The organism is Paracoccus seriniphilus (genome assembly GCF_028553745.1).
Lineage (GTDB): Bacteria > Pseudomonadota > Alphaproteobacteria > Rhodobacterales > Rhodobacteraceae > Paracoccus > Paracoccus seriniphilus.
On the sequence record NZ_CP067129.1, the window covers coordinates 1,354,669 to 1,378,478 of the forward strand.

General features: G+C 60.5%; 22 protein-coding genes. 8 read left to right on the forward strand and 14 right to left on the reverse strand.

Annotation, left to right across the window (positions count from 1 at the left end; translation table 11 throughout):
• Window positions 1-9: 9 nt before the first annotated feature.
• Window positions 10-993 carry a 5-dehydro-2-deoxygluconokinase gene (iolC, locus tag JHW44_RS06625; protein WP_089345437.1) on the reverse strand — a complete coding sequence of 328 codons (984 nt, stop codon included), beginning with the start codon at window positions 991-993 and terminating at the stop codon, window positions 10-12.
• The gene (iolD, locus tag JHW44_RS06630) at window positions 993-2,858 is read right to left on the reverse strand and encodes a 3D-(3,5/4)-trihydroxycyclohexane-1,2-dione acylhydrolase (decyclizing) (RefSeq protein ID WP_089345463.1); all 1,866 of its coding nucleotides are present in this window, start codon (window positions 2,856-2,858) and stop codon (window positions 993-995) included. The genes iolC and iolD overlap by 1 nt, the downstream gene beginning before the upstream one ends.
• A gap of 125 nt (window positions 2,859-2,983) precedes the next feature.
• Between iolD and JHW44_RS06635 the strand changes: the two genes are divergently transcribed.
• From JHW44_RS06635 to JHW44_RS06645, 3 genes are read left to right on the forward strand one after another with little or no spacing between them, the layout of a single operon-like run.
• Complete coding sequence (locus JHW44_RS06635; protein WP_089345436.1) at window positions 2,984-4,078, forward strand: Gfo/Idh/MocA family protein; 1,095 nt, start codon at window positions 2,984-2,986, stop codon at window positions 4,076-4,078.
• Between the two features lie 29 nt (window positions 4,079-4,107).
• A complete protein-coding gene (locus JHW44_RS06640; RefSeq protein WP_089345435.1) occupies window positions 4,108-5,001 on the forward strand; it encodes a TIM barrel protein in 894 nt (297 codons plus the stop codon).
• Window positions 5,002-5,025: 24 nt separating this feature from the next.
• Entirely contained in the window at window positions 5,026-6,159 is a 1,134-nt protein-coding gene (locus tag JHW44_RS06645; RefSeq protein ID WP_089345434.1) for a Gfo/Idh/MocA family protein, read from the forward strand.
• Window positions 6,160-6,368: 209 nt separating this feature from the next.
• On the opposite strand, the gene JHW44_RS06650 is transcribed toward JHW44_RS06645, so the two are convergent.
• The 5 genes from JHW44_RS06650 to JHW44_RS06670 all read right to left on the reverse strand — a co-directional run bounded on the left by JHW44_RS06650 (window position 6,369) and on the right by JHW44_RS06670 (window position 11,869).
• Complete coding sequence (locus JHW44_RS06650; protein WP_089345462.1) at window positions 6,369-7,301, reverse strand: sugar ABC transporter substrate-binding protein; 933 nt, start codon at window positions 7,299-7,301, stop codon at window positions 6,369-6,371.
• 66 nt (window positions 7,302-7,367) lie between these two features.
• Entirely contained in the window at window positions 7,368-8,390 is a 1,023-nt protein-coding gene (locus JHW44_RS06655; RefSeq protein WP_089345433.1) for an ABC transporter permease, read from the reverse strand.
• A gap of 18 nt (window positions 8,391-8,408) precedes the next feature.
• Window positions 8,409-9,938 carry a sugar ABC transporter ATP-binding protein gene (locus JHW44_RS06660; RefSeq protein WP_089345432.1) on the reverse strand — a complete coding sequence of 510 codons (1,530 nt, stop codon included), beginning with the start codon at window positions 9,936-9,938 and terminating at the stop codon, window positions 8,409-8,411.
• A gap of 77 nt (window positions 9,939-10,015) precedes the next feature.
• Window positions 10,016-10,954, reverse strand: a complete 939-nt coding sequence (locus JHW44_RS06665; protein WP_089345431.1) for a sugar ABC transporter substrate-binding protein — start codon at window positions 10,952-10,954, stop codon at window positions 10,016-10,018.
• Window positions 10,955-11,311: 357 nt separating this feature from the next.
• Window positions 11,312-11,869 carry a carboxymuconolactone decarboxylase family protein gene (locus JHW44_RS06670; protein WP_089345430.1) on the reverse strand — a complete coding sequence of 186 codons (558 nt, stop codon included), beginning with the start codon at window positions 11,867-11,869 and terminating at the stop codon, window positions 11,312-11,314.
• 140 nt (window positions 11,870-12,009) lie between these two features.
• Here JHW44_RS06670 and JHW44_RS06675 point away from each other — a divergent pair, with 140 nt between their 5' ends.
• A complete protein-coding gene (locus tag JHW44_RS06675; RefSeq protein ID WP_089345429.1) occupies window positions 12,010-12,633 on the forward strand; it encodes a TetR/AcrR family transcriptional regulator in 624 nt (207 codons plus the stop codon).
• Here the strand turns inward: JHW44_RS06675 and JHW44_RS06680 are convergent.
• A complete protein-coding gene (locus tag JHW44_RS06680) occupies window positions 12,614-13,060 on the reverse strand; it encodes an RrF2 family transcriptional regulator (RefSeq protein ID WP_089345428.1) in 447 nt (148 codons plus the stop codon). The genes JHW44_RS06675 and JHW44_RS06680 overlap by 20 nt on opposite strands.
• A gap of 79 nt (window positions 13,061-13,139) precedes the next feature.
• Here JHW44_RS06680 and hmpA point away from each other — a divergent pair, with 79 nt between their 5' ends.
• Entirely contained in the window at window positions 13,140-14,333 is a 1,194-nt protein-coding gene (gene hmpA / locus JHW44_RS06685) for an NO-inducible flavohemoprotein (RefSeq protein ID WP_089345427.1), read from the forward strand.
• A gap of 12 nt (window positions 14,334-14,345) precedes the next feature.
• Complete coding sequence (locus JHW44_RS06690) at window positions 14,346-15,569, forward strand: NnrS family protein (RefSeq protein ID WP_089345426.1); 1,224 nt, start codon at window positions 14,346-14,348, stop codon at window positions 15,567-15,569.
• A gap of 16 nt (window positions 15,570-15,585) precedes the next feature.
• Here JHW44_RS06690 and JHW44_RS06695 read toward each other — a convergent pair whose 3' ends face one another.
• The 6 genes from JHW44_RS06695 to JHW44_RS06720 form a co-directional block, all read right to left on the reverse strand.
• A complete protein-coding gene (locus JHW44_RS06695) occupies window positions 15,586-16,680 on the reverse strand; it encodes a C45 family autoproteolytic acyltransferase/hydrolase (RefSeq protein WP_089345425.1) in 1,095 nt (364 codons plus the stop codon).
• Window position 16,681: 1 nt separating this feature from the next.
• Window positions 16,682-17,779, reverse strand: a complete 1,098-nt coding sequence (locus tag JHW44_RS06700; RefSeq protein ID WP_089345424.1) for an extracellular catalytic domain type 1 short-chain-length polyhydroxyalkanoate depolymerase — start codon at window positions 17,777-17,779, stop codon at window positions 16,682-16,684.
• A gap of 24 nt (window positions 17,780-17,803) precedes the next feature.
• A complete protein-coding gene (locus JHW44_RS06705) occupies window positions 17,804-18,220 on the reverse strand; it encodes a CopG family transcriptional regulator (RefSeq protein ID WP_089345423.1) in 417 nt (138 codons plus the stop codon).
• 310 nt (window positions 18,221-18,530) lie between these two features.
• Window positions 18,531-18,872 (reverse strand): zinc ribbon domain-containing protein YjdM, encoded by a 342-nt coding sequence (locus tag JHW44_RS06710; protein ID WP_089345461.1) that lies wholly within the window; start codon window positions 18,870-18,872, stop codon window positions 18,531-18,533.
• A gap of 112 nt (window positions 18,873-18,984) precedes the next feature.
• Window positions 18,985-20,244: a class II D-tagatose-bisphosphate aldolase, non-catalytic subunit gene (locus tag JHW44_RS06715; protein WP_089345422.1), complete on the reverse strand. Its 1,260-nt coding sequence runs from the start codon at window positions 20,242-20,244 to the stop codon at window positions 18,985-18,987.
• The gene (locus JHW44_RS06720) at window positions 20,241-21,197 is read right to left on the reverse strand and encodes a carbohydrate kinase family protein (RefSeq protein ID WP_089345421.1); all 957 of its coding nucleotides are present in this window, start codon (window positions 21,195-21,197) and stop codon (window positions 20,241-20,243) included. The genes JHW44_RS06715 and JHW44_RS06720 overlap by 4 nt, the downstream gene beginning before the upstream one ends.
• 115 nt (window positions 21,198-21,312) lie before the next feature.
• Here JHW44_RS06720 and JHW44_RS06725 point away from each other — a divergent pair, with 115 nt between their 5' ends.
• Both JHW44_RS06725 and JHW44_RS06730 read left to right on the forward strand, forming a co-directional pair.
• Window positions 21,313-22,353 carry a LacI family DNA-binding transcriptional regulator gene (locus JHW44_RS06725; RefSeq protein WP_089345420.1) on the forward strand — a complete coding sequence of 347 codons (1,041 nt, stop codon included), beginning with the start codon at window positions 21,313-21,315 and terminating at the stop codon, window positions 22,351-22,353.
• A gap of 112 nt (window positions 22,354-22,465) precedes the next feature.
• The gene (locus JHW44_RS06730; protein WP_089345419.1) at window positions 22,466-23,794 is read left to right on the forward strand and encodes an ABC transporter substrate-binding protein; all 1,329 of its coding nucleotides are present in this window, start codon (window positions 22,466-22,468) and stop codon (window positions 23,792-23,794) included.
• Window positions 23,795-23,810 lie beyond the last annotated feature (16 nt).

The window sequence follows — 23,810 nt, forward strand, 5'->3', positions numbered from 1 at the left end:
GCCCTTTCGTCAGGCCGCTGTGGGGCCCGGATGTGTAGCAAGGAAATTTTCCAGTTCGGCGGTCGTCGGCATCGCCGGGGCACAACCCGGCTGCGAGACCACGATCGAGGCGCAGGCCGAGCCACGCAGCACCGCCTCGCGCAGGTCGCGACCTTCGGCCAGCCCGGCCAGCAAGCCAGCCATGAAGCTGTCGCCCGCGCCATTGGGCTTGACGGCGGTGACGGGATAGATGCCGGTGCGGATCTCCTGTCCATCGGCCAGGGTGATCGCGCCGTGCTGGCCCATCTTGTAGATGACGATCCGACCGGGGCGGCGGGCAAGCTCGCGCGCCTTTTCCAGCCCCTTGTCCATGTCGCCGGCCATGAAGCCGAATTCCTCATCATTGCCGACGATCAGATCGCTTTCATCACCGGCGCGCGACAGAACCTCGGCGGCGTCCTGGGCCGAAACCCAGGAATAGGGCCGATAGTCGATGTCGAAGATCACCGGCATGCCGACCTTGCGGGCGTTTTCAAAGGCCCGGAAGGTCGATCCGCGTGAGGGCTGCGCCGCAAAGACCGTGCCAGCGGTGATCAGCGCACCGAATGCGGCGTAATCAGGCTGGTCGACATCTTCATTCGTGACCTGAAAATCCACCGCGTTGTTGCGATAGATCACGTTCTGAAAATCCTCGATGCAGCTTTCATAGACCGCCAGAGAGGTCCGGTATTCCCCGCCGATCGAGCGGATGTAACGGGTATCGACACCGTAGTGGCGCAGCCGGTTCAGGCAGAACCGCCCGACTGCATCATCGGAAACCGAGGTCACCAGCGCCGATTCGGCACCCAGCTTGCACAGCCCGGCGCAGATATTGGCCGAAGAGCCACCCAGATCAGCGCGAAAACTCTCGGCATGCTCGCTTTTCGTGCCTTCCGGGGTGGCGAACATGTCCATGCCCGCCCTCCCGAAGACCAGAAAGCTGTTCTTGCGGATTGCGTCGATCAGGGCGTTCATCACACACCTCTCCGTTGCGCGACGCGACCGGATTCCCAGTCATCATGGGCGGCGCGGACACGTTCGCTGTTCGAGACCTCGGGCGTGCCGCATTCCCACCAGCCATGTCCCTTGTCGGTCCAGCGGCCATAGGCTTCGACCTTCATGCAGATCACATAGGTCCGGTCGGCAGCTTTTGCGCGTTTGAATGCCTCGGCCAGTTCGCTGGCATCAGAGACGGTTTCGGCAATGGCCCCCATGGCGCGGGCATGGGATTCATAATCGACGTCGAAGGGTTCGGGAATGGTCGGCGCATCTTCATACAGGCAGTTGAAGCTTTCATTCCCGGTATTGTTCTGCAGCTTGTTGATGACCGCCCAGCCGCCATTGTCCAGCAGCAGCACGATCATCTTCTTGCGCGTCAGAACCGACGAATAGATGTCTGAATTCATCAGCATATAGGCTCCGTCGCCGACCATGACGATGGTGTCCTGCTCGGGCTCGCGTTCGGCCTGTGCAATGCGTGCCCCCCAACCGCCGGCGATTTCATAGCCCATGCAGGAAAAGCCGAATTCGACATCGACGGTGCCGATGTCCAGCGTGCGCCAGTTGGCGGTCACCTCGGCAGGCAGGCCACCGGATGCGGTCACGATGCGGTCACGCGGATCGCAAAGCGCGTTCACCACGCCAATGGCCTGCGCATAGGAGTTCGTCCGACCCTCGATCGCGGTGTTGTCCGCGACATAGGCGTCCCATTCCTTGCGCTGATCCTGTGCAAAGGCGACCCAATCGGCAGGGGCACGGTAGTCCGCAGCGGCGGCCTGCAGCGCGGTCAGGCCCAGGCGCGCGTCACCCACCACCGGCATCGACATGTGCTTGCCCGCGTCATGACGCCCGACGTTCAGCGAGATGAGCTTCGCATCCCCGGCAAAGCCGGTCCAGGAAGAGGTCGTGAAATCTTGCAGCCGCGTTCCGACGCAGAGGACCACGTCCGCGCGTTCGGTGACGGCATTGGCCGAATCCGAGCCGGTGACGCCGACCGGGCCGATATTCAGCGGATGGGTGGCCAGAAGGTTCGCGCGGCCCGCAATGGTTTCGACCACGGGGATCTGCAGCGTTTCGGCAAATTCGGTCAGCTCGGCAACCGCACGGGAATACTGAATACCACCGCCAGCGATGATCACCGGACGTTTGGCTGTTTTCAGCAGGGCGACGGCATCGGCGATTTCGGCCTCGTCGGGTGCCTGGCGGCGAATCCGGTGGACCTTCTTGGCGAAGAATTCCTCGGGGTAGTCATAGGCCCAGCCCTGCACGTCCTGCGGCAGGCCGATGAAGGCCGGGCCGCAGTCAGCGGGGTCCAGCATGGTAGCCAGTGCATTGGGCAGCGAATTCAGGATCTGCGCCGGATGGGTGATTCGATCCCAATAGCGGGTGACCGACCGGAACGCGTCATTCACGCCGAAGGTCGGATCGTTGAAATTTTCCATCTGCTGCAGCACCGGATCGGGCAGGCGGGTGACATAGGCATCGCCGCACAGCATCAGCATGGGCAGGCGGTTGGCATGTGCCAGCGCCGATGAGGTCACAAGGTTCGATGTGCCGGGGCCGGCCGAGGCGGTGCAGAGCATGAAGCGCTGGCGCAGCCATTGCTTGGCATAGGCCGCTGCGGCGAAACCCATGCTTTGTTCGTTCTGACCACGATACAGCGGCAGTTCTTCGCGATGTTCATACAGCGCTTCGCCCAGGCAGGTCACATTGCCGTGGCCAAAGATGCCAAAGCCGCCGCCGCACAGGCGATACTCCTCGCCGTCGATCTCGATGAACTGATTTGCCAACCAGCGCACGATGGCCTGAGCCGTCGTCAGACGATACGTCCTGTCTGTCATGATGTCTCCATCCCTATTTTGCTTTGCATGCGGCGCCGGAACGATTGCCGCTTGCGCAATCCCGGGCATGAGGATACAACTTTTGCAACCGGTTGCAAACTGAATCTGAGGAGGAGCGGATTCGAATGACAGATATTGGGATTGGCATGATTGGCGGCGGCTACATGGGCAAGGCCCATTCTGTCGCCATGGCTGCTGTCGGGGCCGTTTTCGACACGCGGTTGCGACCACGTCTGGAAATGATCGCCGCGACCAGCGCCGAATCGGCGGAACGCTATCGCAAGGCTTTTGGCTATCAGCGCGCCACGGCCGACTGGCGCGAGGTGATCGACGACCCCAGGGTCGGCGCGATCATCATTGCGACCCCGCAGAAACTGCATCGCGAGATTGCCGAGGCGGCCTTTGCCGCGGGCAAGCCGGTGATGTGCGAAAAGCCGATGGGGGCGTCGCTGGCCGATGCCGAGGCCATGGTCGCCGCTGCCGAGGCCAGCGGTCAGGTCAATATGGTCGCGTACAATTACATCCGTACTCCGGCCAGCCAATATGCAAGGCAATTGCTGCGCGAAGGTGCGATCGGCGAAATCACCTGGTTCCGTGGTGAAAATGCCGAGGATTTCCTGTCCGACCCCGAGTCTCCGGCGACCTGGCGGACCGAGGGCATGGCCAATGGCACGATCGGAGATCTGGCGCCGCACATGCTGAATGCCGCTTTGGCGCTGATGGGGCCGATCAAATCCTTGGTGGCCGAGCTTGAGACCGTTCATCACGAACGTCCGGGCGGCAAGGTGACCAATGACGATCAGGTGCAGATGATGGTCCGTTTCGCCAATGGCGCCATGGGGCAGTTGCATTCCAGCCGCATCGCGACCGGGCGCAAGATGGGCTATGCCTATGAAATCCACGGCACCAAGGGCGCGATCCGTTTCGATCAAGAGGATCAGAATTCCCTGTGGCTGTACCGTGCAACCGGTCCCGAAGCCGAGCGTGGATATACCAAGATTCTGACCGGTCCGGCCCATCCCGACTATCGCCCCTTTTGCCTGGGGCCGGGGCATGGCACCGGATATCAGGATCAGATCATCATCGAGGCCAAGGATTTCCTCGAGGCGATCGCAGAGGGGACGCCGCGCTGGCCGACCTTCCGCGACGGGCTGGATGTCGTGCGCGTCATTCATGCCGCCATCGAATCGGCACGCAGCCGGACATGGCAGGATCTTTAATCTGAAACCGAGCTTCTGAGAGGCACGACATGACTATTCGTATCGGAAACGCCCCCTGTTCATGGGGTGTGGAATTTGCAAATGACGACCGCAACCCGGCCTGGGAAACCGTTCTGCGCGAATGCGCCGAAGCCGGATACAAGGGGATCGAGCTTGGTCCCGTCGGCTATATGCCCGAAGATCCGGCCATTCTGGGCGAGGCGCTGGACAAATATGGTCTGGAACTGATCGGCGGGGTGGTTTTCCGCCCCTATCACGATCCCGAAGCCTGGGATGACGTTCTGGACGCCACGCATCGCACGGCAAAGGCGCTGAAAGCCCATGGCGCCAAGAACATGGTGCTGATCGATTCCATCTCGCCACGCCGTGCGCCGACCGCCGGTCGCGCGGATGAGGCCGAACAGATGGACAAGGCAGAATGGGTTGCCTTCCGCGACCGGATTGCGGAATCGGCCCGGATCGGTGCCGAGGAATACGGGCTGACCGTCGGCATCCACGCACATGCGGCAGGTTTCATCGACTTTGAACCCGAGCTGGAGCGCCTGCTTTCCGAAGTGGACGAGAAGATCCTGAAGATCTGCTTTGACACCGGCCACCATTCCTATGCGGGCTTCGATCCCGTGGCCTTCATGAAGCGCCACGTCGACCGGATCTCCTACATGCACTTCAAGGATATCGACCCCAAGGTGAAGGCGGATGTCATCGCCAAGCGGACCGGATTCTATGACGCCTGCGGACAGGGAATCTTCTGCAAGCTGGGGCAGGGGGATGTCGACTTCCCGGCCGTGCGCCAGGTCTTGCTGGATGCAGGCTTTGAAGGCTGGTGCACCGTCGAACAGGATTGCGATCCGACCATGGATGTGACGCCCATGGAGGATTCGATCCTGAACCGTCAATATCTGGAATCGATCGGATTCAAGTGATCCGTCATTAGGAAAGGCGTTCTCATGACCAAACTCAAATGGGGCATGATCGGCGGCGGCGAAGGCAGCCAGATCGGCCCGGCACATCGTCTTGGCGCATTGGCTGACGGGCGGTTCGAACTGGCCGCCGGAGCCCTGGACCATCGCCCCGAGGTCGGGCGTGAATATGCACAGCGTCTGGGCGTTGCGGCAGATCGTGCCTATGGTGACTGGAAGGAAATGCTGCAGGGAGAGCGCGACCGCGAAGATCGCGTCGATCTGGTCACGGTGGCGACGCCGAATTCGACCCATTTCGAGATCTCGAAGGCATTCCTGGAAGCCGGCTTCAACGTGCTTTGCGAAAAGCCGATGACAGTGACCGTCGAAGAGGGCGAGGAACTTGTCCGGATCTCGGAAAAGACCGGCAAGATCTGCGCCGTGAACTATTGCTATTCGGCCTATCCGATGGTGCGCCAGGCGCGGGCCATGGTCGCCAATGGCGATATCGGCAAGGTGCGTCTGGTCGTCACCGCCTTCAGCCACGGCCATCACGGCGATGCGACGGATGCCGACAATCCGCGTGTGCGCTGGCGCTATGATCCGGCGATGGCCGGAGTTTCCGGCCAGTTTGCCGATTGCGGCATCCATGCGCTGCATATGGCCAGCTTTATCTGCAATGACGAGGTCGAGACCCTGTCGGCGGATTTCGCGTCCTGCATTGCCAGCCGCGAGCTGGAAGATGATGCCATGGTCAATTTCCGCATGTCGCGCGGCACCGTCGGCCGGTTGTGGACGTCATCGGTGGCCATCGGCCGTCAGCATGGCTTCGAGATTCAGGTCTTCGGGGAAACCGGTGGCTTGCGCTGGTTCTCGGAGCAGCCCAACCAGTTGATCTATACGCCCGTTGGCGGGCGCACGCAGATCATCGAGAAGGGTGAGGGCGGTCTGTATGATGAGGCAACCCGCCTGTCGCGCGTGGCGATTGCCCACCCCGAGGGCTTCCCGATGGCCGTGGCGAACATCTATTGCGATCTGGCAGATGCGATTCAGGGGCAAGCCCGTGACAGCCTGCCGGTGGCCGCGGATGGTGTTCGCTCGATGGCCGCGGTGCATTACTCGGTGGATTCGGCCAAACAGGGTGGTGCCTGGGTCGATGCCCGCCCACCGATGTTCCGCTGACATCCCGGTGGCATCGAACTGACAAGGGGGCGCTCTGCGCCCCCTTTTTCATGCATGGACAGTATGGTGCCCCGCGTATCGATCGGGGATGAGCCCGACATCCATTACAAGCGGGCAGCAGGAATGAAGACGGCCCGCCCGGTGATATCCGGAACGGGCCGCCACCATTCGGGAACGAAGCGGGAGGTGAGGCTTCGTCGCCCTATGGATTACTGAAAGTCAGCGATGTTTTCCAAGGTGACCGGCTCGAAGGGAACCCAGATATTGCCGGGGACTTCTTTGCCCGCGGCCATGTCCAGCGCCGCCTTGACGGATTCGATGCCCTGACGACGCGCGTTCTGGAAGACGGTCACATCCAGATCCCCCGCCTGCAAGGCGGCCAGCCCGTCGGGCGTGGCGTCAATGCCCGCGACGATCACATCATCCATCGGCACGCCCGCGGATTTAAGTGATTGGATGGCGCCGATGGCCATTTCGTCATTGTTGGCAATGATCGCGTCGAATTCCATGCCGGTCGTCAGCCAATTGGCGGTGACATCGGCACCCTGCGTGCGGTTCCAGTTGGCGACCTGCTTGTCGAGGATCTTCATGCCGGTGCAGGGTTCCTTTGAAATCACGTCCTCGATGTCCTTGGTGCGAACAATGGCGGATTCGTTTTCCAGCGCGCCGACAAGCACGAGGATATTGCCACTGCCTCCCAGCATCTCGCAGACAGCTTCGGTCTGCATGGTGCCGGATTCGACCTCATTCGAGCCGACAAAGGCCGACCCGGCGGGCATATTGGCGTGTTCGGCAGGGGGGTGATTGGCGTAGACAATCGGAACGCCTGCATCCAGCGCCGCCTGCGTCATGCGCAGCGAGGCCGCCCCATCGACCGGATTGACGATGATTGCATCAAGTCCATTGGCGATGAAGTTCTCGACCTGATTGAACTGGCGCGGCACATCGAGTTGTGCATCCTCGAGGATCAGCTCCAGGTCATCATGCTTGGCCGCTTCTTCCTTCATGCCATTCAGCAGAATGGTCAGGAAAGGGTTGTCAAAGCTGGTCATGGAAACGCCGATGCGGGTATCTGCAAGGGCTGTTGTTGCCAGCAGGGAAAGTCCGGTGGCCAATGCCATGGCGGTAGTGTGTTTCTTCATGGTCTCCTCCATCTCATGAATTCGCGGGAATGATAAACGCCGGGGCGAACCCCGGCGCGTTGGTCGTCAGCTTTTGCTGCCCTTTTTCTGGCGATAGGTATCCACGATGACTGCCGCGACAATGATCACGCCCTTCATCATTTCCTGATAATAGGCGTCCAGCCGCAGGAAGGTGAATCCCGAGATGATCACGCCGAAGATCACCATGCCGATGGCCGTGCCGAGGATCGAACCCCGTCCCCCGGTCAGCGATGTGCCCCCGATGACGGCCATGGCGATGGCATCAAGCTCATACATCAGGCCCATGCCCGCCTGGGCGGTCTGGCCACGTGCGGCCACGACGATGGCGGCCAGACCCGACAGCAGGCCCGCAACCATGTAGATCTTGACCTTCTGGCGTTCGACATTGATGCCCGAAACCCGCGCGGCGACCTCATTGGCACCGATGGCATAGGTGAATTTGCCGTAACGGGTATATTTCATCAGGATGTAGAAGATGACTGCCACGATCACGAAGATCAGTACCGGCATCATCCCCGAGCCGATAAAGGCGAAGGATTCCGTCGGAAAAGAGATCGGAGCGCCCTTGGTGTACCATTTCGCGAAACCGCGGGCAGCGACCATCATCCCCAATGTGGCGATGAAGGGGGGGATCTTTGTATAGGCGATCAGCCAGCCGTTGACGAAACCTGCGGCCAGACCGACCAGCAGACCCACGGCGACCGGAATGATGACCGGCAGGTCCGTCAGGCCGGGGTAGAGCACGCGGTCCAGTCCATAGGCGCCAGTCTGTGCCAGAGACATCGACACCATGGCGACCGCGCCGACCAGCGATCCCGAGCTGAGGTCAATGCCGCCGGTGATGATGGTCTGTGTCACGCCGACCGCGATGATTCCGATCACCGAGACCTGCAGGATCATGATCTTCAGGCGTGCCATGTTGCCCAGAAATGACTGGCCCTGAAAGATCCAGCCCAGGATTTCGAAAAGAAGCGCAATCCCTACCAGAACCAGCAGAATGTTCACTTCGGCCGGCATCCGGCGAGTCTTGCGCACCGCTTGCGCCGTATTGATATCTGTCGTCGTCATCGAAAATTTTCCTCCCGCTTACTTCGCCGCAAGCTGCATGATGCTGACCTGATCGGCTTCGGACCGATCCAGGAAACCGCTGACATGGCCTTCGTGCATGACCATGATCCGGTCCGACATGCCCAGAACCTCGGGCAGTTCGGATGAAATCATCAGGATCGCCACCCCCTGTGCGGCCAGTTGCGTGATCAGGCGGTGAATCTCGGATTTGGCCCCGACGTCAATGCCGCGGGTCGGCTCGTCGAGGATCAGGATGCTGGGATTGGTTAGCAGCCAGCGCGCGATCAACAGCTTTTGCTGGTTGCCGCCCGACAGGTTCTGCACGGTTTCGGCCAGTCCCGGTGTCTTGACGCGCAGTTTCTGAATGTATTCCTGCACCAGACCTTCGACCCTGCGCCCGTCAATGAAACCGAAACGGTCGGCCTTGCCCTGCGCAAGAAGCGCCATCTGGACGTTTTCCTGGCAGTCGAGGATCAGAAAGCAGCCGCTTTCCTTGCGGTCCTCGGTCAGGAAGGCCATGCCGTGGCGCATTGCCTCGCCCGGATTGCGGATGTCGACAGGGTTGCCGTCAATCAGGATTTCGCCGGAATCGGCGGGATGCATGCCAAAGACGGATTCGGCCACTTCGGAACGACCTGATCCGACCAGTCCGGCCACGCCGAGGATCTCGCCCTTGTGGAGCTGGAAGCTGACGTCCCTGAACTGCCCTTCGCGGCTCAGGTTGCGAACCTCCAGCGTGACCTCGCCGATCTCGCAGTCGATCTTGGGGAACATGTCGGTGATCTCGCGGCCCACCATCATGGTGATGATGTCATCGCGTGTCACATCGGTCGCCTTGACGGTCGTGATGTATTTGCCGTCTCGGAACACGGTCAGCTCGTCAGCGATCTCGAACAGCTCGTCCATCTTGTGGGTGATATAGACGATGCCGACACCCTTGGCGCGCAGATCGCGAATGATGCGGAACAGATGTTCGACTTCGCTTTCCGTGATGGCCGAAGTCGGCTCGTCCATGATCAGCACGTCGGAATTATATGACACCGCCTTGGCGATCTCGATCATCTGTTTCTGGGCAACGGTCAGATCGCCGACCATCGCCCGGGGGTTCAGCTTGATGTTGAGATCGGCGAACAGATCGGCAGCCATGCGGTTCATCTTGGCGTGGTCGATCAGGCCAAAGCCATTGCGCGGTTCGCGTCCGATCCAGACATTTTCCGCGACGGTCATGGAATTCATCAGGTTCAGTTCCTGATGGATCATCGCGATCCCCGAATTCAATGCGTCAATCGGGGTGCGGATGTTCAATGGTTTTCCGGCAAAGCGCACTTCACCGCGATCGGGGCTGTAGATACCGGCGATGATCTTCATCAGCGTCGATTTCCCTGCACCGTTTTCCCCCATCAGCGCATGTACGCTGCCTGGCCTGATGCGCAACTGCACGTCATCCAGCGCGACGACGCCCGGGAATTCCTTGCGGACGTGGTCCACCTCCAGAATGAATTCCCCTTTGAAACTTTCGCGTGCGGGTTCAACGCCTGCGTCAAGCATCCTCTTTCTCCCTTGGTGATTCCGTCCCCTTGAAGCCGGCAGGGCCCTTGCAGCCCTGCCGACGGATCAAGTCCCGATCAGTTGCTCGATGCGAACTGATCCAGGTTCTCGGGGGTGATCAGCTGGAATGGGATATAGGTGATCTGCTTGACCTCTTCGCCGCGGGCCAGGCCGACTGCGGCTTCGACAGCGCCATAGCCCTGGCCGACCGCGTCCTGAAAGACGGTGTGATCGATTTCGCCGGATTGGATCATGGCCTTGGCATCAAGGGTGCCGTCGACACCGGCGACGACGATCTGGTCGAAATCCGCGCCGGAATTGCGCAGGGCCTGTGCCGCACCAACGGCCATTTCGTCATTATTGGCCAGGATCGCGTCAAGTTGCAGTCCGGTGGAAAGCCAGTTGGTGACCATGTCCGACCCCAGCGTGCGCTGCCACATTGCGGTCTGTTTCTCGACGACCTTGATGAAATTGCACTCATCGGTGGCAAAGACGTCTTCCGCGCCCTGCGTTCTGAGACGGGCGGCCTGGTTGGACAGATCGCCCATCAGGATGGCGACATTTGCTTCACTCTTGCCCATGGCTTTCAGCAGTTCACAGGCGTGCTGGCCTTGCTGGTTGCCGGCCTCGATCTCCTGAGAGCCGACATAGGCCTGGTTCGCGGGCAGTTGTTTCAGGTTGACGGGTTCACGATTGACATAGACCAGCGGGATGCCGGCCTGTTCGGCAAGCTGGGTCATCGGGATGGTGGCGTCGGTGTCCACCGGGTTCACGATGATGGCGTCCACGCCACTGGCAACGAAGTTCTGGATCTGGTTCAGCTGCTTCCCGACTTCGTTCTGGGCGTCCTCCAGCTGCAATTCGGAATCAAGTTCTGCTGCGTGTTCCTGCATGCCGGCGCGCAGCACGGTCAGGAAGTTGTCGTCGAATGCCGCCATGGTCACGCCGATCTTTTCGGCATGCGCGGCCGAAGTCATGGCCAGAACAACGGCACTGGCGCCGATAAGGGTTTTCATCACGCTTTTCCTCCACCTTTTGTTCGCGATCGTCCCCGGCTGTCGTGGCGCCTTGCCCCCAAAAGGAAGAGAGGCGCTGTCCAGCTTACCCGTTCGCTGTCGGAGACCTTGCCACATAATGCAACCGGTTGCAATAAAGCATCTGGGCGTGCTCAGGACGGGCAGATTCCTGCGAGGGAAGCTGATTTTCCTCCCAGTGTTTCAGGGCGGTGGAGCATGAGTTCCCGGCAGGAAACCGGGACAGCGATTGCAAATTCATTGCAGTGATGTCGCGAATCAATCGTATTTCACCAAGCGCAATGACAAAGGCCGACGGTTTTGCCGCCGGCCTTGAAATGTTGTTCAGAGATCAGGGTTTCAGGCTTTTCTGGTCCAGGCGAATTTCTGCATCACCTCATCCACCGGCGTCTGTGCGACATGGTTGGTGAAATTGCTCATTACCTTCTGGGCAAGGCCCAGAATGATGTCCAGAACGTGACGCTGTTCATAACCGGCGTCCAGGAATGCCTGCATTTGCTCTTCACTGGGGTTGCCGCGGCTGTCCAGCATGGCAAGCGTAAAGTCGCGCAGCGCTTCCAGCTTGGCGTTGGGCAGGGGCGTTTCATCGCGCAGGGCGTTCGAGATCTCGTCGCTGACGCCCATCATCTTGGCAATCCCGGTATGAGCGGGAACGCAGTAATGGCATTCGTGATAGACGTTGATGGTCTGCCAGACGACGGTTTTTTCATCAGCGTCAAAGGCGGTTTCTTCGGCGAACAGCCGGTGAAGGACCTGATAGCCCTCCAGCAGGGCAGGCGAGCCCGCCATCACGGCATGCAGGCCGGGCAGGCGGCCAAAAGCCTTCTGCGATTTCTCGATCAGCGGAAGCGAGGCTTCCGGTGCATTGGTGGCGTCATAGCGCTGAAAATCGGTCATGGTCTGGCCTTGCTTTCTCATTGGATGTGCCGTCACTCGCATATAATGAGCGATCACTCAATAATTAATTTGAGCAATCGCTCACAAATGCGTGTCGAAGGGCTGTCCCGGCGCGGCGAAGGGGGCTATAACTGTGTCCCATGGCACGCACACCTTCATATGATCGGGAACAGGCGCTGGACGCCGCCATGACGCTGTTCTGGCGCAAGGGCTATCATGCCACCTCGCTGAAGGATCTCGAGACGACCCTGCGGATGAAACCGGGTTCGATCTATGCCGCATTTCAAAGCAAGGAGGCGCTGTTTCGCGCTACGCTTGACCGATATGCCGCGCGCATGGCCGATGACATGCAGGCGACGGTCAGCGGGGCGGATTCGGCGCTGACCGGCTTGCAGAAGCAGCTTCTGTCGCTGGCCGATCTGACGCCTCGCGACAAGCCTTCCACGGCCTGCATGTTGGTGAAGTCGCTGCTGGAGGTCAGTCAGGAAGGCGAACTGCGTGATATTGTCAGAACGCATCTTGACCGCGTGCAACAGTCACTGACAGAAGCCGTGCGTGCAGCGCAGGACGCCGGTGAGCTGCCGCAGTCGCTGGAGCCAGAGCGGGTAGCCCGTCGCCTGCAGACCTATATTTTCGGACTCAAGATCCAGGCACAGCGAGAGAGCGACCCGGAACGCATGAACCAGCTTTGTCAGGATCTGGCCGGAGAACTGGCGCGGCTTGGCGCCGCTGACCGGCAAGCAGTCACGGTTGGCGAAGGTTGATCTGCTGTTCGCCCGCCTGGAACATGCCCATCAACTCGTCTGAATTCATCACCGCATCAGACAGGCGATAGCGGTCCAGAACGGCCAGGAACGCCTGCTGTGCTTCGCTGAACATGCGGGGCAAGCCGCAGCCCTGTGCTATCAGGCAGGTGCTGCAATCGACGATGGCTGTCTGAGTTTCGGTGTGGCGAACCACCGCCCCGATGGTGATCTGATCGGCGGGCCGCCCCAGCCGCAGGCCTCCGTTGCGCCCACGCTGGGTTTCGACAAATCCGGCCCGACCCAAATCCTGCACGATCTTCATCAGATGGTTTTGCGAAATGTCATAGGTCGCCGCGATCTGGCTGATCGAGATCAGGCGATCAGGCTGCGTCGCCAATTGGATCAACACGCGCAGGGCATAGTCGGTATAGCGGGACAGCTTCATTTTGTCACATTAGATGTATCGTCAATGCATGTATATGGAGATTAAAGATGTAATTTAAATACATGATAAGGAGATCCCCATGTCTGCCAGCCTCTCGCCCGAAACTGTCGCTCTGGTGAAAGCAACGATTCCCGCCTTGGAGGCGCATGGTCCCAGGATCACCGAAACCATGTATCGCCGCCTGTTTCGCGACCCCGAGATCGCGGCGCTGTTCAATCAGGCCAACCAGAAAAGCGGCGCGCAGCGATTTGCGCTGGCAAATGCCGTGCTGGCCTATGCAAAGCATATCGACGATCTGGGGGCCCTGGCTCCAGCGGTGGAAAGGATGGCGCAAAAGCATATCGGCTATGCCATCCTGCCCGAACACTACCCCCATGTCGCCAAGGCCTTGCTGGAAGCCATTGCCGAGGAACTCGGTGATGCGGCGACGCCCGAGATCCTGACGGCATGGGGCGAGGCCTATTGGATGCTGGCCGAGATCCTGCAGGGACGTGAAGCCCAGATCAGAAGGGAAATCATGGCGCAGCCGGGAGGCTGGACGGATTGGCGCCGTTTCAGCGTGACCGAGCGGCGGGTGGAGGCACAGGACATCATGTCCTTCATTCTGCGCCCTCAGGACGGTGGAAAGGTCGTGCCACATCGTCCGGGCCAATATCTGACGTTGCGCTTTGACGAGGCAGGGCTTGCAGGGGTCAAGCGCAACTATTCGATCTCTTGCGCGCCCAATGATGAATACTATCGCATTACCGTCAAGCGTGAGCCGAATGGCGAAGCTTCGGGGTTCCTGCATGAGCATGCGCAGATCGGCGCGGTAATCGAGGCCACGCCGCCCGCAGGTGATTTCCATCTGCCCGAACAGCCCGAGCGCCCGGTCGTGTTGCTGTCCGGCGGCGTGGGCCTGACGCCAATGGTCAGCATGCTGGAACAGATCTCGGCGCGACATGGCAATCTGCCGACCTGGTATGTTCATGCGAGCCGGGACGCGAGGCGCCACGCTCTGGACGGGCAGGTGCGCGCCGCGGCGCAGCGTCATGGCAAGACGCAGGTGGCCACCTTCTATGAAGATTTCGCCGGAGAGGAACATGCCAATCCGGGGCGGATCACGCTGGACTGGTTGCGCGAGAATACCCCGCTGGAGGAAGCCGACATCTATCTATGTGGCCCAAAACCATTCCTGCGCAATTTCGTTTCGGACCTGGCGGGGGCGGGGGTTCCCGTGGATCGGATCCATTACGAGTTCTTTGGCCCGGCCGATGAAAACCTGGCTGCCTGACAGGAGGCAAGAATGTCCGGAACCATGGAAGCGCTGCGAAACTATCGGGGGCCGTCGGTGCTCTGCTACGGGTTCCGGCCGTTCTTTCTTGCGGCTGCGCTTTGGGCCGTATTGGCCATGATATGCTGGCTTGCCATGTTGACCGGCATGGCAAGCCTGCCGATGCGTTTTGATCCGGTGACATGGCATGCGCATGAGTTCCTGTTTGGCTATCTTGCAGCGGTCATTGCCGGCTTCGTGCTGACGGCTGTGCCGAACTGGACCGGACGCTTGCCGGTGATGGGGGGGCGGCTGGCGGTGCTGGTTCTGCTCTGGCTGGCTGGTCGCGTGGCGATGGCCCTGTCAGGGGCATTGGCATGGCCAGTCGTGTTGGCTGTGGATCTGGCCTTGGTCCTTGCGCTTGTCTTCTTTCTGGCGCGCGAGGTCATTCGCGGGCGCAACTGGCGCAATCTTCCGGTGGTCGTGCTGGTCCTGAGCTACGGGGCCGGCAATGCACTGTTTCATGTCGAGGCGCATCTGTCCGGCATTGCCTTTGACGATGCCGGAATGCGGCTGGGGCTGGCCTCGGCGCTGATGCTGATTGCGCTGATCGGCGGGCGGATCATCCCCAGCTTTACCCGAAACTGGTTGTCAGCGCGCGGAGCCAGGCGTTTGCCCCATGGTTTCCAGCGCGCCGATATCGTGGTGCTGGCATTGACTGCCCTGACTTTGCTGACCTTCGTGATCCGGCCCGAGAATGCCGTCTTGCGCTGGATCATGCTGTCATGTGGAACGGCGCATCTGTGGCGCATGTCGCGCTGGTGCGGTGGGCAGGTTCTGGGCGAGCCGCTGCTGTGGGTTCTGCATCTCGCATATGGATTCCTGGCGCTTGGTTTTCTGGCCGAGGGATTGGCGCAGTTCGGCCTGCTGTCCATCCCTGCCGCGCGCCACGTCTGGCTGGCCGGGGCGATCGGCATGATGACACTGGCGGTGATGTGCCGTGCGACCCTGGGGCATACCGGCTATCCATTGCAGGCAGGGGCGGGAACCGCGGCGATTTTCCTGTCGCTTCTGGTCTCGATCCTGCTTCGCGTGATCTCCGGGCTTCCATGGGTGCCGGTGGCGGCGCTGCATCTGTCCGCCTTGCTGTGGATCATCGGCTTTGCGGGGTTTGCACTGCTATATGGGCCAAAGCTGTTGCGCCCCAGGCGCGGCAAACGGATGCCCAATCCGCCCGCGGTTGCGCAAGGGTCATAGCCGGGCAGGGCGCGGCTCAGGCGACGTCGCACCATCCCGGCACAAGGCGACGCCAGTCGATGTCATGGCCAGCCGCGTAATCCATGCCGATTTTGACCCAGTCGATATCATCCTTCCGGGCCGGGCCCGGTGCCATCGTGCTGTAATGCACTTCTTTGCGGCCCTCCTTGAAAGCGGCGAGCGTTTGCACGGATCTGTCACAGCCCCAATGCAGCGTCATCCGTGTCTTCAGCGGCTCATATTCCGCCGTGAACAGGGTGCCAAAGCCTTCGCCATAGCGATCCTGTTTCAGCGGGGCGCGGGTGAAGCCGTGGACCAGATGTGCCGGATCGGACGTCGATGACAACAGTTCGCCCAGGTGATCGAAGCGTTCATGGGTTTTCGTGAAAGCCGCACGGTCCGGCTGGCTGCCATCGCTCTGGTGGTTGGTCGCGATGAGATGCGGTTGAACCTTGGCGCCGCCCCCGGCAAAGATCTCGACACTTGCTGCCGCGCCTTGGGCGTCTGCCACCAGAACGTTATAGGGCATATGCGAAGGCACCCGCTGCAGGACCCGCAGTGCCTGTTCCACCGTGTCACAGGTCTCCAGCACATAGCGCAGGATCGTGGTGATCCCGAAGCCGCGGCCGGTTTCCTGTCGCCCGCCATAGGCGAGGGCTATGCTGAGACCCGCGGCATTGATGCCGTCCGACAGCCCCCAGAGAAATTCCACCATGCCCATCACCGGCTTGCCGCACCATTTGCTGCGCAGCAACAGTCCCTCATTCAGATCTGGCGACAGGTCGTAATTGCGCAGCAGTCGGACATCATCATCCGATACGGCGCAGGCAAGAGAGCATCCCCCAAGATAGCTGGGAGGACACCAGGTCGACAGGAAACGCGCCGCGCGGTCCGATCCTCCGGCCAGCGCCACCAGCCTTGCATGGACCGGCACCAGTTCGGGCATATGGCGCCGCAGGGCCTTTTCGCAGGCTGCGCGATCGGGGCCGCTGTCGCCACCGCTATTGAGGAACCACGCCTGATAGGCAGGCCAGGATCTGTGCCATCGCGCCACCCATTTCGGGCCGGGGCTGTCTTCGGATACGGCGTCAAAGACCAGTGAATGGCTCATGTCAGTTGCCTTTCCGGGGCAGGTCGAGGAAGAAGCGCAACATTTCGGCGCTGGCATCGGGGCCTGAGGCATCGACATAGGAACCGGCGGGATTGCCCCCCGACCATGCATGGCCCAAGCCCTCGATCGACCAATGCTCAGAGGTCGAACTGCCGGATTCGGACAGAACCATTCTTCGGGTGAAGCGTCGACCGCCCTGCATTCCGCTGTCCTGTATTTCCGTGCCCGAGGGTCGGATGTCATCCGCGATCCGCTGACCGTTGGAGGGATGGACCGTGGTGTCCGCACTGCCGTGAAAGATGATGATCGGAACCGTGGATTCAGCCTTGCGGGGCAAAGCAGGGGCATTGCCCGCCATGGTGGCAAGGGCCGAGGGCATGTCGCTGGCCGAGCCATAGGGCAGCCCTGAATGCGCCCCGACAGCAGCGAAGACATCGGGATAGACGCGACCCAGAATCACGGCCATTGCCGCGCCTGCCGAAAGCCCGGCGACAAAGATGCGATCATGCGGCACCTCATGATCCTCGCGAATCCTGGAGGCCAGCCCTGCAAGGATTTCGGGCTCGCCCGCACCGCGCTGCTGATCGCGCTGGCTGAACCAGTTCCAGCAGGATTGCATGTTCGCACCCCGCGCCTGTGCCGGGTAGATGATGATCAGCCCATGCTCTTCGGCAAGCCGGTTCATGTCGGTGCCATTGGCAAAGTCGACCGGATTTTGCGTGCAACCATGCAGCATCATGACCAGCCCTGTCGGAGCCGCGCCGTCAAGTCGGGGCAGATAGACGCGATAGTCACGACTGCCTGCGGCGCAGGCGAATGTGCCTCCATCAAATCGGGCGCCCTCGGGCAGCGCGGGTTCAGGGGTCGCAAGACCGGGCATCGTGAAACCGGGCGTGGTGACGCGCGGCATCCTTGCCTTCAGCTCTGCCAGCGCCTTGCCCAATCCTTGTGGCGCCTGAGGTGCTGATGCCTGGAGATCGGGACTTGTCGGTGAAGCTCCGCCAAGCAATGACTGAATCAGGCTGGTGGCCCCTGCGGCGTCACCGCCGCGAACAAGTTCGCTGGCCCGCCGCATCGCTGCCGAAAAATCGTCATTCATCTGGTTTTCCTTTGAAAGATCTGTTCAGCTGATGCGGTCGGCCAGGGCTTCCTTGACCTCGGCGCTGGCCTGCAAGGCCCCCAGGACCGAGATCGACCCGATCGTGGCGCGTGCAAGTTCCGGCGTTACATCGCTGGCAATTCGCGCCAGACCGACGACCTTGATATGCAGGATTTCATTGGCGGCACGCACAGCCTCAAGATCGGCGACGCGATAATCGCGCAGGCCAAGCTCCATGGTGTGGCGTTCTATGGATTTCGAAACGGTGTCAGACTGGCTGGCCAACTGGTTGCGGATCGCGGTGCGGATGAAATCGCTGCGGTTCGAGTAGAAACCTTCCTGCACCAGAAGATCGATCCGGCCCAGATCGACATAGCCCATGTTGATGGTGATCTTCTCGTTCTCGGGAAATTTGGCCCGAAGCGGCCTGACGTTGCTCATCTGCTGTTCTCCATCCATGTGGATGGTATATGGGTGTCAAATGGCTGGTTTCAATGCCGCGCACCAATATAATCGTTGGGGTGACTTCGCATTGGGGCCGGTTGCGGCAATCCATGAGGGGCGGTTGTCGCCATCGGCCATCCGTGGCGGATGGCGCGTCTCGGAATATGGCGGCCGCAGGTGGGCATCCGCCGCGGGGGATTTCTGCCGCCCATATGAACATGAAAAAAGTGACCGCCCTCGTTTTCAGAGAGCAGTCACCGATATCACATTGGGAAGTCGTCTTTCGCGGCGTGATGGGGCCGCTTGTCTAGTCGGACACTTTCTTCACGAATTGAGACTTCAGCCCCATTTGTCCGAAACCGGGAACCTTGCAGTCGATGTCGTGATCGCCATCGACCAGACGAATGCCGCGCACCTTGGTGCCGACCTTGATCGAGGAAGACGATCCCTTGACCTTCAGATCCTTGATTACGGTCACCGTGTCCCCATCGGCCAGCACATTGCCCACGCTGTCGCGGATCACGACGGCATCCTCGTCAGTTGAACCGGGTGCCCATTCATGTCCGCATTCGGGACATGCCAATAGGGCATCCGCCTCATAGGTGTAGGGGGAAGAACATGCGGGGCAGGGGGGCAAGCTGTCTGTCATGGACGCGCCTATAGCGCGGAAGTTCAGGTTTTGCCAGTTTTTTTCCTGTGCCCGGAAGCGGGTATTTTCAATCGCGCAGGCAGTCAGATCAGCTTGCGGCAGAAAAGCCCCGTCAAGTGGCCTCATGTCCCGCTGCAATGAAGTAGCGCTGCACGCAACGCTGCACGTGGGTTTCGATCAGCTCTTGCGGAGAGCGCGGTATTTCGCCGAACTCCAGCCCCATGAAGGCTTGCGAAATCACGGTTTCCGGGGCCGGGGCGGTTTCAAGGGTCTTGATCAGCCGATCCAGGGCTGCCGAAACCCTCTCGTCTGCCCAGTAATATCGAATGCGGTCGCTGTAGCTATGCGTCTTCAGAAGCCGTAGCTCTGCCTCGGACCCGCCGTAGTAGTCCTGCCAATACCCGGGATTGGCCGTCATCTGTTCGTCAATGATGTCACGGATGCGCGACGGCTGATCGACGTCCAGTTGATCTTCGATGGAGGCAAGCGCCCAGACCGCCTGCCGAAAGCGGAACGTCAGCTCGGGGCCGACTTTCAGAAAGAAGAAATGGGCCTTGACCAGTTCGGCCAGAGCCTGCGTGGATTGATAGTCGGTCGAGTGAGCCTCGAAGGTCAGGCCGTTCTCGGTCAGGATCGCGGCGCTGAGGGGGCGGGCCTTTTCCGGAACGAAGGGGTAGATCGAACTATGGCCAAAGTCGACGCCGGGCTGCGTGACGACCGATACGATCCGCTCCCATGCGGCATCCAGCCCGCGGGCCATGAAGGCGGCGCGATGGGTGCTGATCGTGTCATGAAAGCGGTCGACGGATGTGACGTCAAGGGCGTCCGGCTCTTCGGTTTCGCCGCCGGGGATGGGGACCTCTGTGCCAATGATGTAGATCAGTTTCGAAGGGTCCGGCGCATGGGCCTCGGCGACGGCGCAGAGGTCGGCTGCACGTTCCGCGATCTGCTCGAAGCTGGGGTTCGGTTCGCCCCCGCATGCCATGCTGGCATCCAGGTGAATTTTCCTGAAGCCGGCCTGAACATAGCTCTTGACCAGTTCCCGGGCCTTTTCCATGGCGATATCGACCGGCTCGGAGCGCCAGGGATTGGGGCCAAGATGATCGCCGCCAAGGATCAGCTGACTGGTCGGAACGCCGATCTCGGCCGCCATGCCGTTCAGCCAGGACATGAAGTCCGATGCGGTCATTCCGGTATAGCCGCCGTTCTGGTTCACCTGATTGCAGGTGGCCTCGATGACGGTCGGCAATCCGGTCTTCTTCGCATAAGCCAGAACCGCCCGCAGGACATGTTCATTCGCCGTGCAGAAGCAGGGCAACCCAATGGCTTCGCCCGCGCGATTGCGCGCAATAAGATCGTGAACCAGGCTCATGCAATGTCTCCTGCCGCGTTTTGTTCCAGAAATGCCGCGATTTCGGCCGGGCCCGAATTGCCCTCCATGGGGCCCCGCCGGGTCACCGCCAGCGCGCCGGCGGCATTTGCCATTCGGCCGGCCTCTTCAAGCGAGGCACCCTGCACCATCAGCGAGACGAAGGTGCCGCCAAAACAGTCGCCGGCCCCTGTCGGATCGATTTCGTCGACGGGATGCCCCGCGAAGTCGAACCTTGCGCCATTGCCGACCACCGTGGCACCCTGGGCACCACGCTTGATGACGATGACCTCGGCCTTGGCCGCCAGCAGGCGATCGATGGCGGCATCCTCGGACAGATCGGGAAACAGGAAGTCCAGATCGCTTGTGCTGGGCATCAGGAAGGTGCTGCGCTCGATTGCCTCTGTCAGGGCCTCGCGCACGGCATCGTCGCGCATCAATTCGGGGCGCGCGTTGGGATCGCAGCTGATCTTGCCTCCGGCTTCATCGACGTTGCGCAGGGTGGTCATGATCATGTCGCGCATCGCGGGATTGCCAAGCGAAGCGGCCGAAACATGCAGGCAGGTCCGTGCCGGGTCAAGCAGACCCTCGGGCAGCAGAAAACTGTCCGCCGCCGTATTGGTCAGATGGAAGATGAAGTCGCGGTGTCCCGTGTCGTAATATGAGACGAAGGCGACGCCCGTGCTGTGATCGGGGCTGACGGTCACGCCGGACGTGCCCACGCCATCCGTCGTCAGCCGGTCCAGCACGGCCCTTCCGAAGCCGTCATCGCCGACGCCGCCGATCATCTCCGTCCTGGCCCCCATTCTGGCCGCCTGGTCAAGAAAGATGGCGGGTGCGCCGCTTGGATAGGGGCCTGAATAGTCGCTGATCTCGCGCAAGCCGCAATTTTTCCGGTGCGATACGAACTCGACCAATATTTCACCGACGGTTGCAATGGTGGCAGTTTCGTGCATGACGCTTCCCCTTGTCGGGATAGCGTATAAATAAACTTTTTGCACGTGTCAAAAGTTATGTCATACTGCTGGTCACAGCCTGCCCGACCGAGCGCGACAGAAGAGAGCAGAGTTCATGAGCAAGCCCAGGATCCATACGATGAAAGAACTGTCGCAGGCGATCTCGGTCTCTCGGCCGACATTGGCGCGCTTCTTCGAGGATGAGAACAGCGTGCTTCCCTCGACGGCCGAAAAGATCAGGAAGCGCCTGGCCGAGGTCGATTATGTCTACAATTTTCTGGCGACGCGGCAGAACCGGAAATCGACGGGGATGATCGGTGTCGTGATTCCCCATTTCGAGGATCTGTTCTTCGCAAGCCTTCTGGATTCGATCGATGTTGCCGCGCGCGAGGCGGGATTCACGATGATCACGCAAAGCTCGCACGGCGATCTGACCTCTGAAATGAAGGCGCTGCGCAAGCTGCGTTCCATGAATGTGGATGGGGCCATCGTGTCTCCTCTTGGCACGGATGGAAATTTCGAGGTCTTCAAGGAGATCGGCAGTGATTTCCCCATCGTCTTTGCGGATTCCCGTCCCATCGGTCATCTGCCGAAGGCCGATTTTGCTGGCACCGACAATATGGACAGTATCGGGGTGATGGTGGAATACCTGTGCCGGACGGGCGCCCCTCCGGTCTTTCTGGCGATGCCCAAGCTCAATTCGAATGCGGTCGAGCGGCAGGATGCCTATTTCCGCAAGATGCAGGAATGCGGGGCCGAGGGCAGGGTCATCGAAACACCGACCCATATGGAGTCCTGGGAGTTCGAACGCTTCGGCTTTGATGTCATGAATGATCATTTCAGCCGGGGGCGCTATGCCGATGCGACGATCCTTTGCGCCAACGACCGGGTCGCGATTGGCGCCATTCGTGCGGCGACCACCCATGGTCTTTTCACGCGAACCGGAGAAGGGCTTGGCAGATTGCGAATTGCCGGGCATGATGATCATCCGTTGAGCCGTTACATCTTTCCGGCTCTGACCACGGTCGCACAAGAGGTCGAGGGAATCGGTCGTGACGCGGTGTCACTGTTGGTGAACCGCCTGCGCAATGGCCGTGACGGGGATGGTGTCAAAAAGCTGAGGGGGGGGAGTCTTAAGATTCGCGAGTCGGCCTAGGCGGGAATACTGGAAGATTGATAGATCGCCCCGGTTTTTGCACGTGTAAAATATCTTGACTCGGCTCTGCGTCCCAGCATAGTTTTTACACGTGCCAAAAGGGAGGGCCTCCATGTCTATCAAGAGAACTTTACTGACTTCGGCTGTCGGGCTGGGGCTGACCGCAGGGATTTCTGCCTCGGCCTGGGCCGAAGAAATCACCGTTGCGACCGTTAACAACGCCGACATGATCACCATGCAGGAGCTGGCCCCGATGTGGGAGGAGGCCACCGGGAACAAGATCAACTGGGTCGTGCTGGAAGAAAACGTGCTGCGCCAGCGCACCACGACGGATATCGCCACCAATGGCGGATCCTTCGACGTGATGTTCATCGGTGCTTATGAAACACCGATCTGGGGCGCCAAGGGCTGGCTGACGCCGCTGGATGATTTCGCGGAAGATGCGGATTACGATCTGGAGGATATCTTCCCGCTGGTTCGTAACGGCCTGTCCGCCGAAGGGCATCTCTATGCAGTGCCGCTCTATTCCGAAACCTCATTCACCTTTTACCGGACCGATCTTTTCGAAAAGGCTGGAATCGAGGTGCCGACCGAGCAGATCACCTATACCGAATTTGCCGAGATCGCGGCCAAGTTGCATGATCCGGACAATGGGATCTATGGCACATGCCAGCGCGGCAAGGCCGGCTGGGGCGAGAACATGGCCTTCGTCGGGACCGTTGCCAATGCCTTTGGTGCCGATTGGTTCGACATGGACTGGAACCCGCAGCTTGACAGTCCCGAATGGAATGCGGCGATCCATTACTATGTCGATCTGATGACCCAATCGGGCCCTCCGGGGGCCTCGGCGAACGGTCACAATGAAAACCGTGCGCTGTTCAAGGACGGCAAATGCGCAACCTGGGTCGATGCGACCTCGGCCGCCGGTGATGTGCGCAACCCGGACACCTCTTCGGTTGCCGATGTGACCGACTTCTTCAAGGCTCCCAGGCAAGAGACCGACAAGGGAACGGGTTGGTTCTGGTCCTGGGCGCTGGCGATCCCCGCAAGCTCGCAGAAGGTGGACACAGCCAAGGATTTCCTGAAGTGGGCGACGTCCAAGGAGTATTTCGAGGCAGTCGGTGAAACCAAGGGTTGGGTGGCCGTGCCAAGCGGTACGCGCAAATCGGTCGAGGAAGACCCGCGCCGCCTGGAAGCCGCACCTTTCGCCACGACCATCGTCGATGCGATCCTGTCGGTGGATCCCGCAGATCCGACCCGCGACCCGGTCCCCTATACCGGTGTCCAGTTTGTCGCGATTCCCGAATTCCAGGGTATCGGCAACTATGTCGGGCAACAGATCGCCGCAGCTCTGGCTGGGCAGTCGACTGTCGAGGAAGCGCTGGCAAACAGCCAGAGATTCGCTGTGCGCGAAATGACCAAGGCGGGCTACATCAAGTAACCGTCGTTCCTCGCGG

Excerpts from the sequence above, each read along its gene's own strand:
- iolC (WP_089345437.1), bottom strand. The coding sequence starts at position 993 with ATGAACGCCCTGATCGACGCAATCCGCAAGAACAGCTTTCTGGTCTTC.
- iolD (WP_089345463.1), bottom strand. The coding sequence starts at position 2,858 with ATGACAGACAGGACGTATCGTCTGACGACGGCTCAGGCCATCGTGCGC.
- JHW44_RS06635 (WP_089345436.1), top strand. The coding sequence starts at position 2,984 with ATGACAGATATTGGGATTGGCATGATTGGCGGCGGCTACATGGGCAAG.
- JHW44_RS06640 (WP_089345435.1), top strand. The coding sequence starts at position 4,108 with ATGACTATTCGTATCGGAAACGCCCCCTGTTCATGGGGTGTGGAATTT.
- JHW44_RS06645 (WP_089345434.1), top strand. The coding sequence starts at position 5,026 with ATGACCAAACTCAAATGGGGCATGATCGGCGGCGGCGAAGGCAGCCAG.
- JHW44_RS06650 (WP_089345462.1), bottom strand. The coding sequence starts at position 7,301 with ATGAAGAAACACACTACCGCCATGGCATTGGCCACCGGACTTTCCCTG.
- JHW44_RS06655 (WP_089345433.1), bottom strand. The coding sequence starts at position 8,390 with ATGACGACGACAGATATCAATACGGCGCAAGCGGTGCGCAAGACTCGC.
- JHW44_RS06660 (WP_089345432.1), bottom strand. The coding sequence starts at position 9,938 with ATGCTTGACGCAGGCGTTGAACCCGCACGCGAAAGTTTCAAAGGGGAA.
- JHW44_RS06665 (WP_089345431.1), bottom strand. The coding sequence starts at position 10,954 with ATGAAAACCCTTATCGGCGCCAGTGCCGTTGTTCTGGCCATGACTTCG.
- JHW44_RS06670 (WP_089345430.1), bottom strand. The coding sequence starts at position 11,869 with ATGACCGATTTTCAGCGCTATGACGCCACCAATGCACCGGAAGCCTCG.
- JHW44_RS06675 (WP_089345429.1), top strand. The coding sequence starts at position 12,010 with ATGGCACGCACACCTTCATATGATCGGGAACAGGCGCTGGACGCCGCC.
- JHW44_RS06680 (WP_089345428.1), bottom strand. The coding sequence starts at position 13,060 with ATGAAGCTGTCCCGCTATACCGACTATGCCCTGCGCGTGTTGATCCAA.
- hmpA (WP_089345427.1), top strand. The coding sequence starts at position 13,140 with ATGTCTGCCAGCCTCTCGCCCGAAACTGTCGCTCTGGTGAAAGCAACG.
- JHW44_RS06690 (WP_089345426.1), top strand. The coding sequence starts at position 14,346 with ATGTCCGGAACCATGGAAGCGCTGCGAAACTATCGGGGGCCGTCGGTG.
- JHW44_RS06695 (WP_089345425.1), bottom strand. The coding sequence starts at position 16,680 with ATGAGCCATTCACTGGTCTTTGACGCCGTATCCGAAGACAGCCCCGGC.
- JHW44_RS06700 (WP_089345424.1), bottom strand. The coding sequence starts at position 17,779 with ATGAATGACGATTTTTCGGCAGCGATGCGGCGGGCCAGCGAACTTGTT.
- JHW44_RS06705 (WP_089345423.1), bottom strand. The coding sequence starts at position 18,220 with ATGAGCAACGTCAGGCCGCTTCGGGCCAAATTTCCCGAGAACGAGAAG.
- JHW44_RS06710 (WP_089345461.1), bottom strand. The coding sequence starts at position 18,872 with ATGACAGACAGCTTGCCCCCCTGCCCCGCATGTTCTTCCCCCTACACC.
- JHW44_RS06715 (WP_089345422.1), bottom strand. The coding sequence starts at position 20,244 with ATGAGCCTGGTTCACGATCTTATTGCGCGCAATCGCGCGGGCGAAGCC.
- JHW44_RS06720 (WP_089345421.1), bottom strand. The coding sequence starts at position 21,197 with ATGCACGAAACTGCCACCATTGCAACCGTCGGTGAAATATTGGTCGAG.
- JHW44_RS06725 (WP_089345420.1), top strand. The coding sequence starts at position 21,313 with ATGAGCAAGCCCAGGATCCATACGATGAAAGAACTGTCGCAGGCGATC.
- JHW44_RS06730 (WP_089345419.1), top strand. The coding sequence starts at position 22,466 with ATGTCTATCAAGAGAACTTTACTGACTTCGGCTGTCGGGCTGGGGCTG.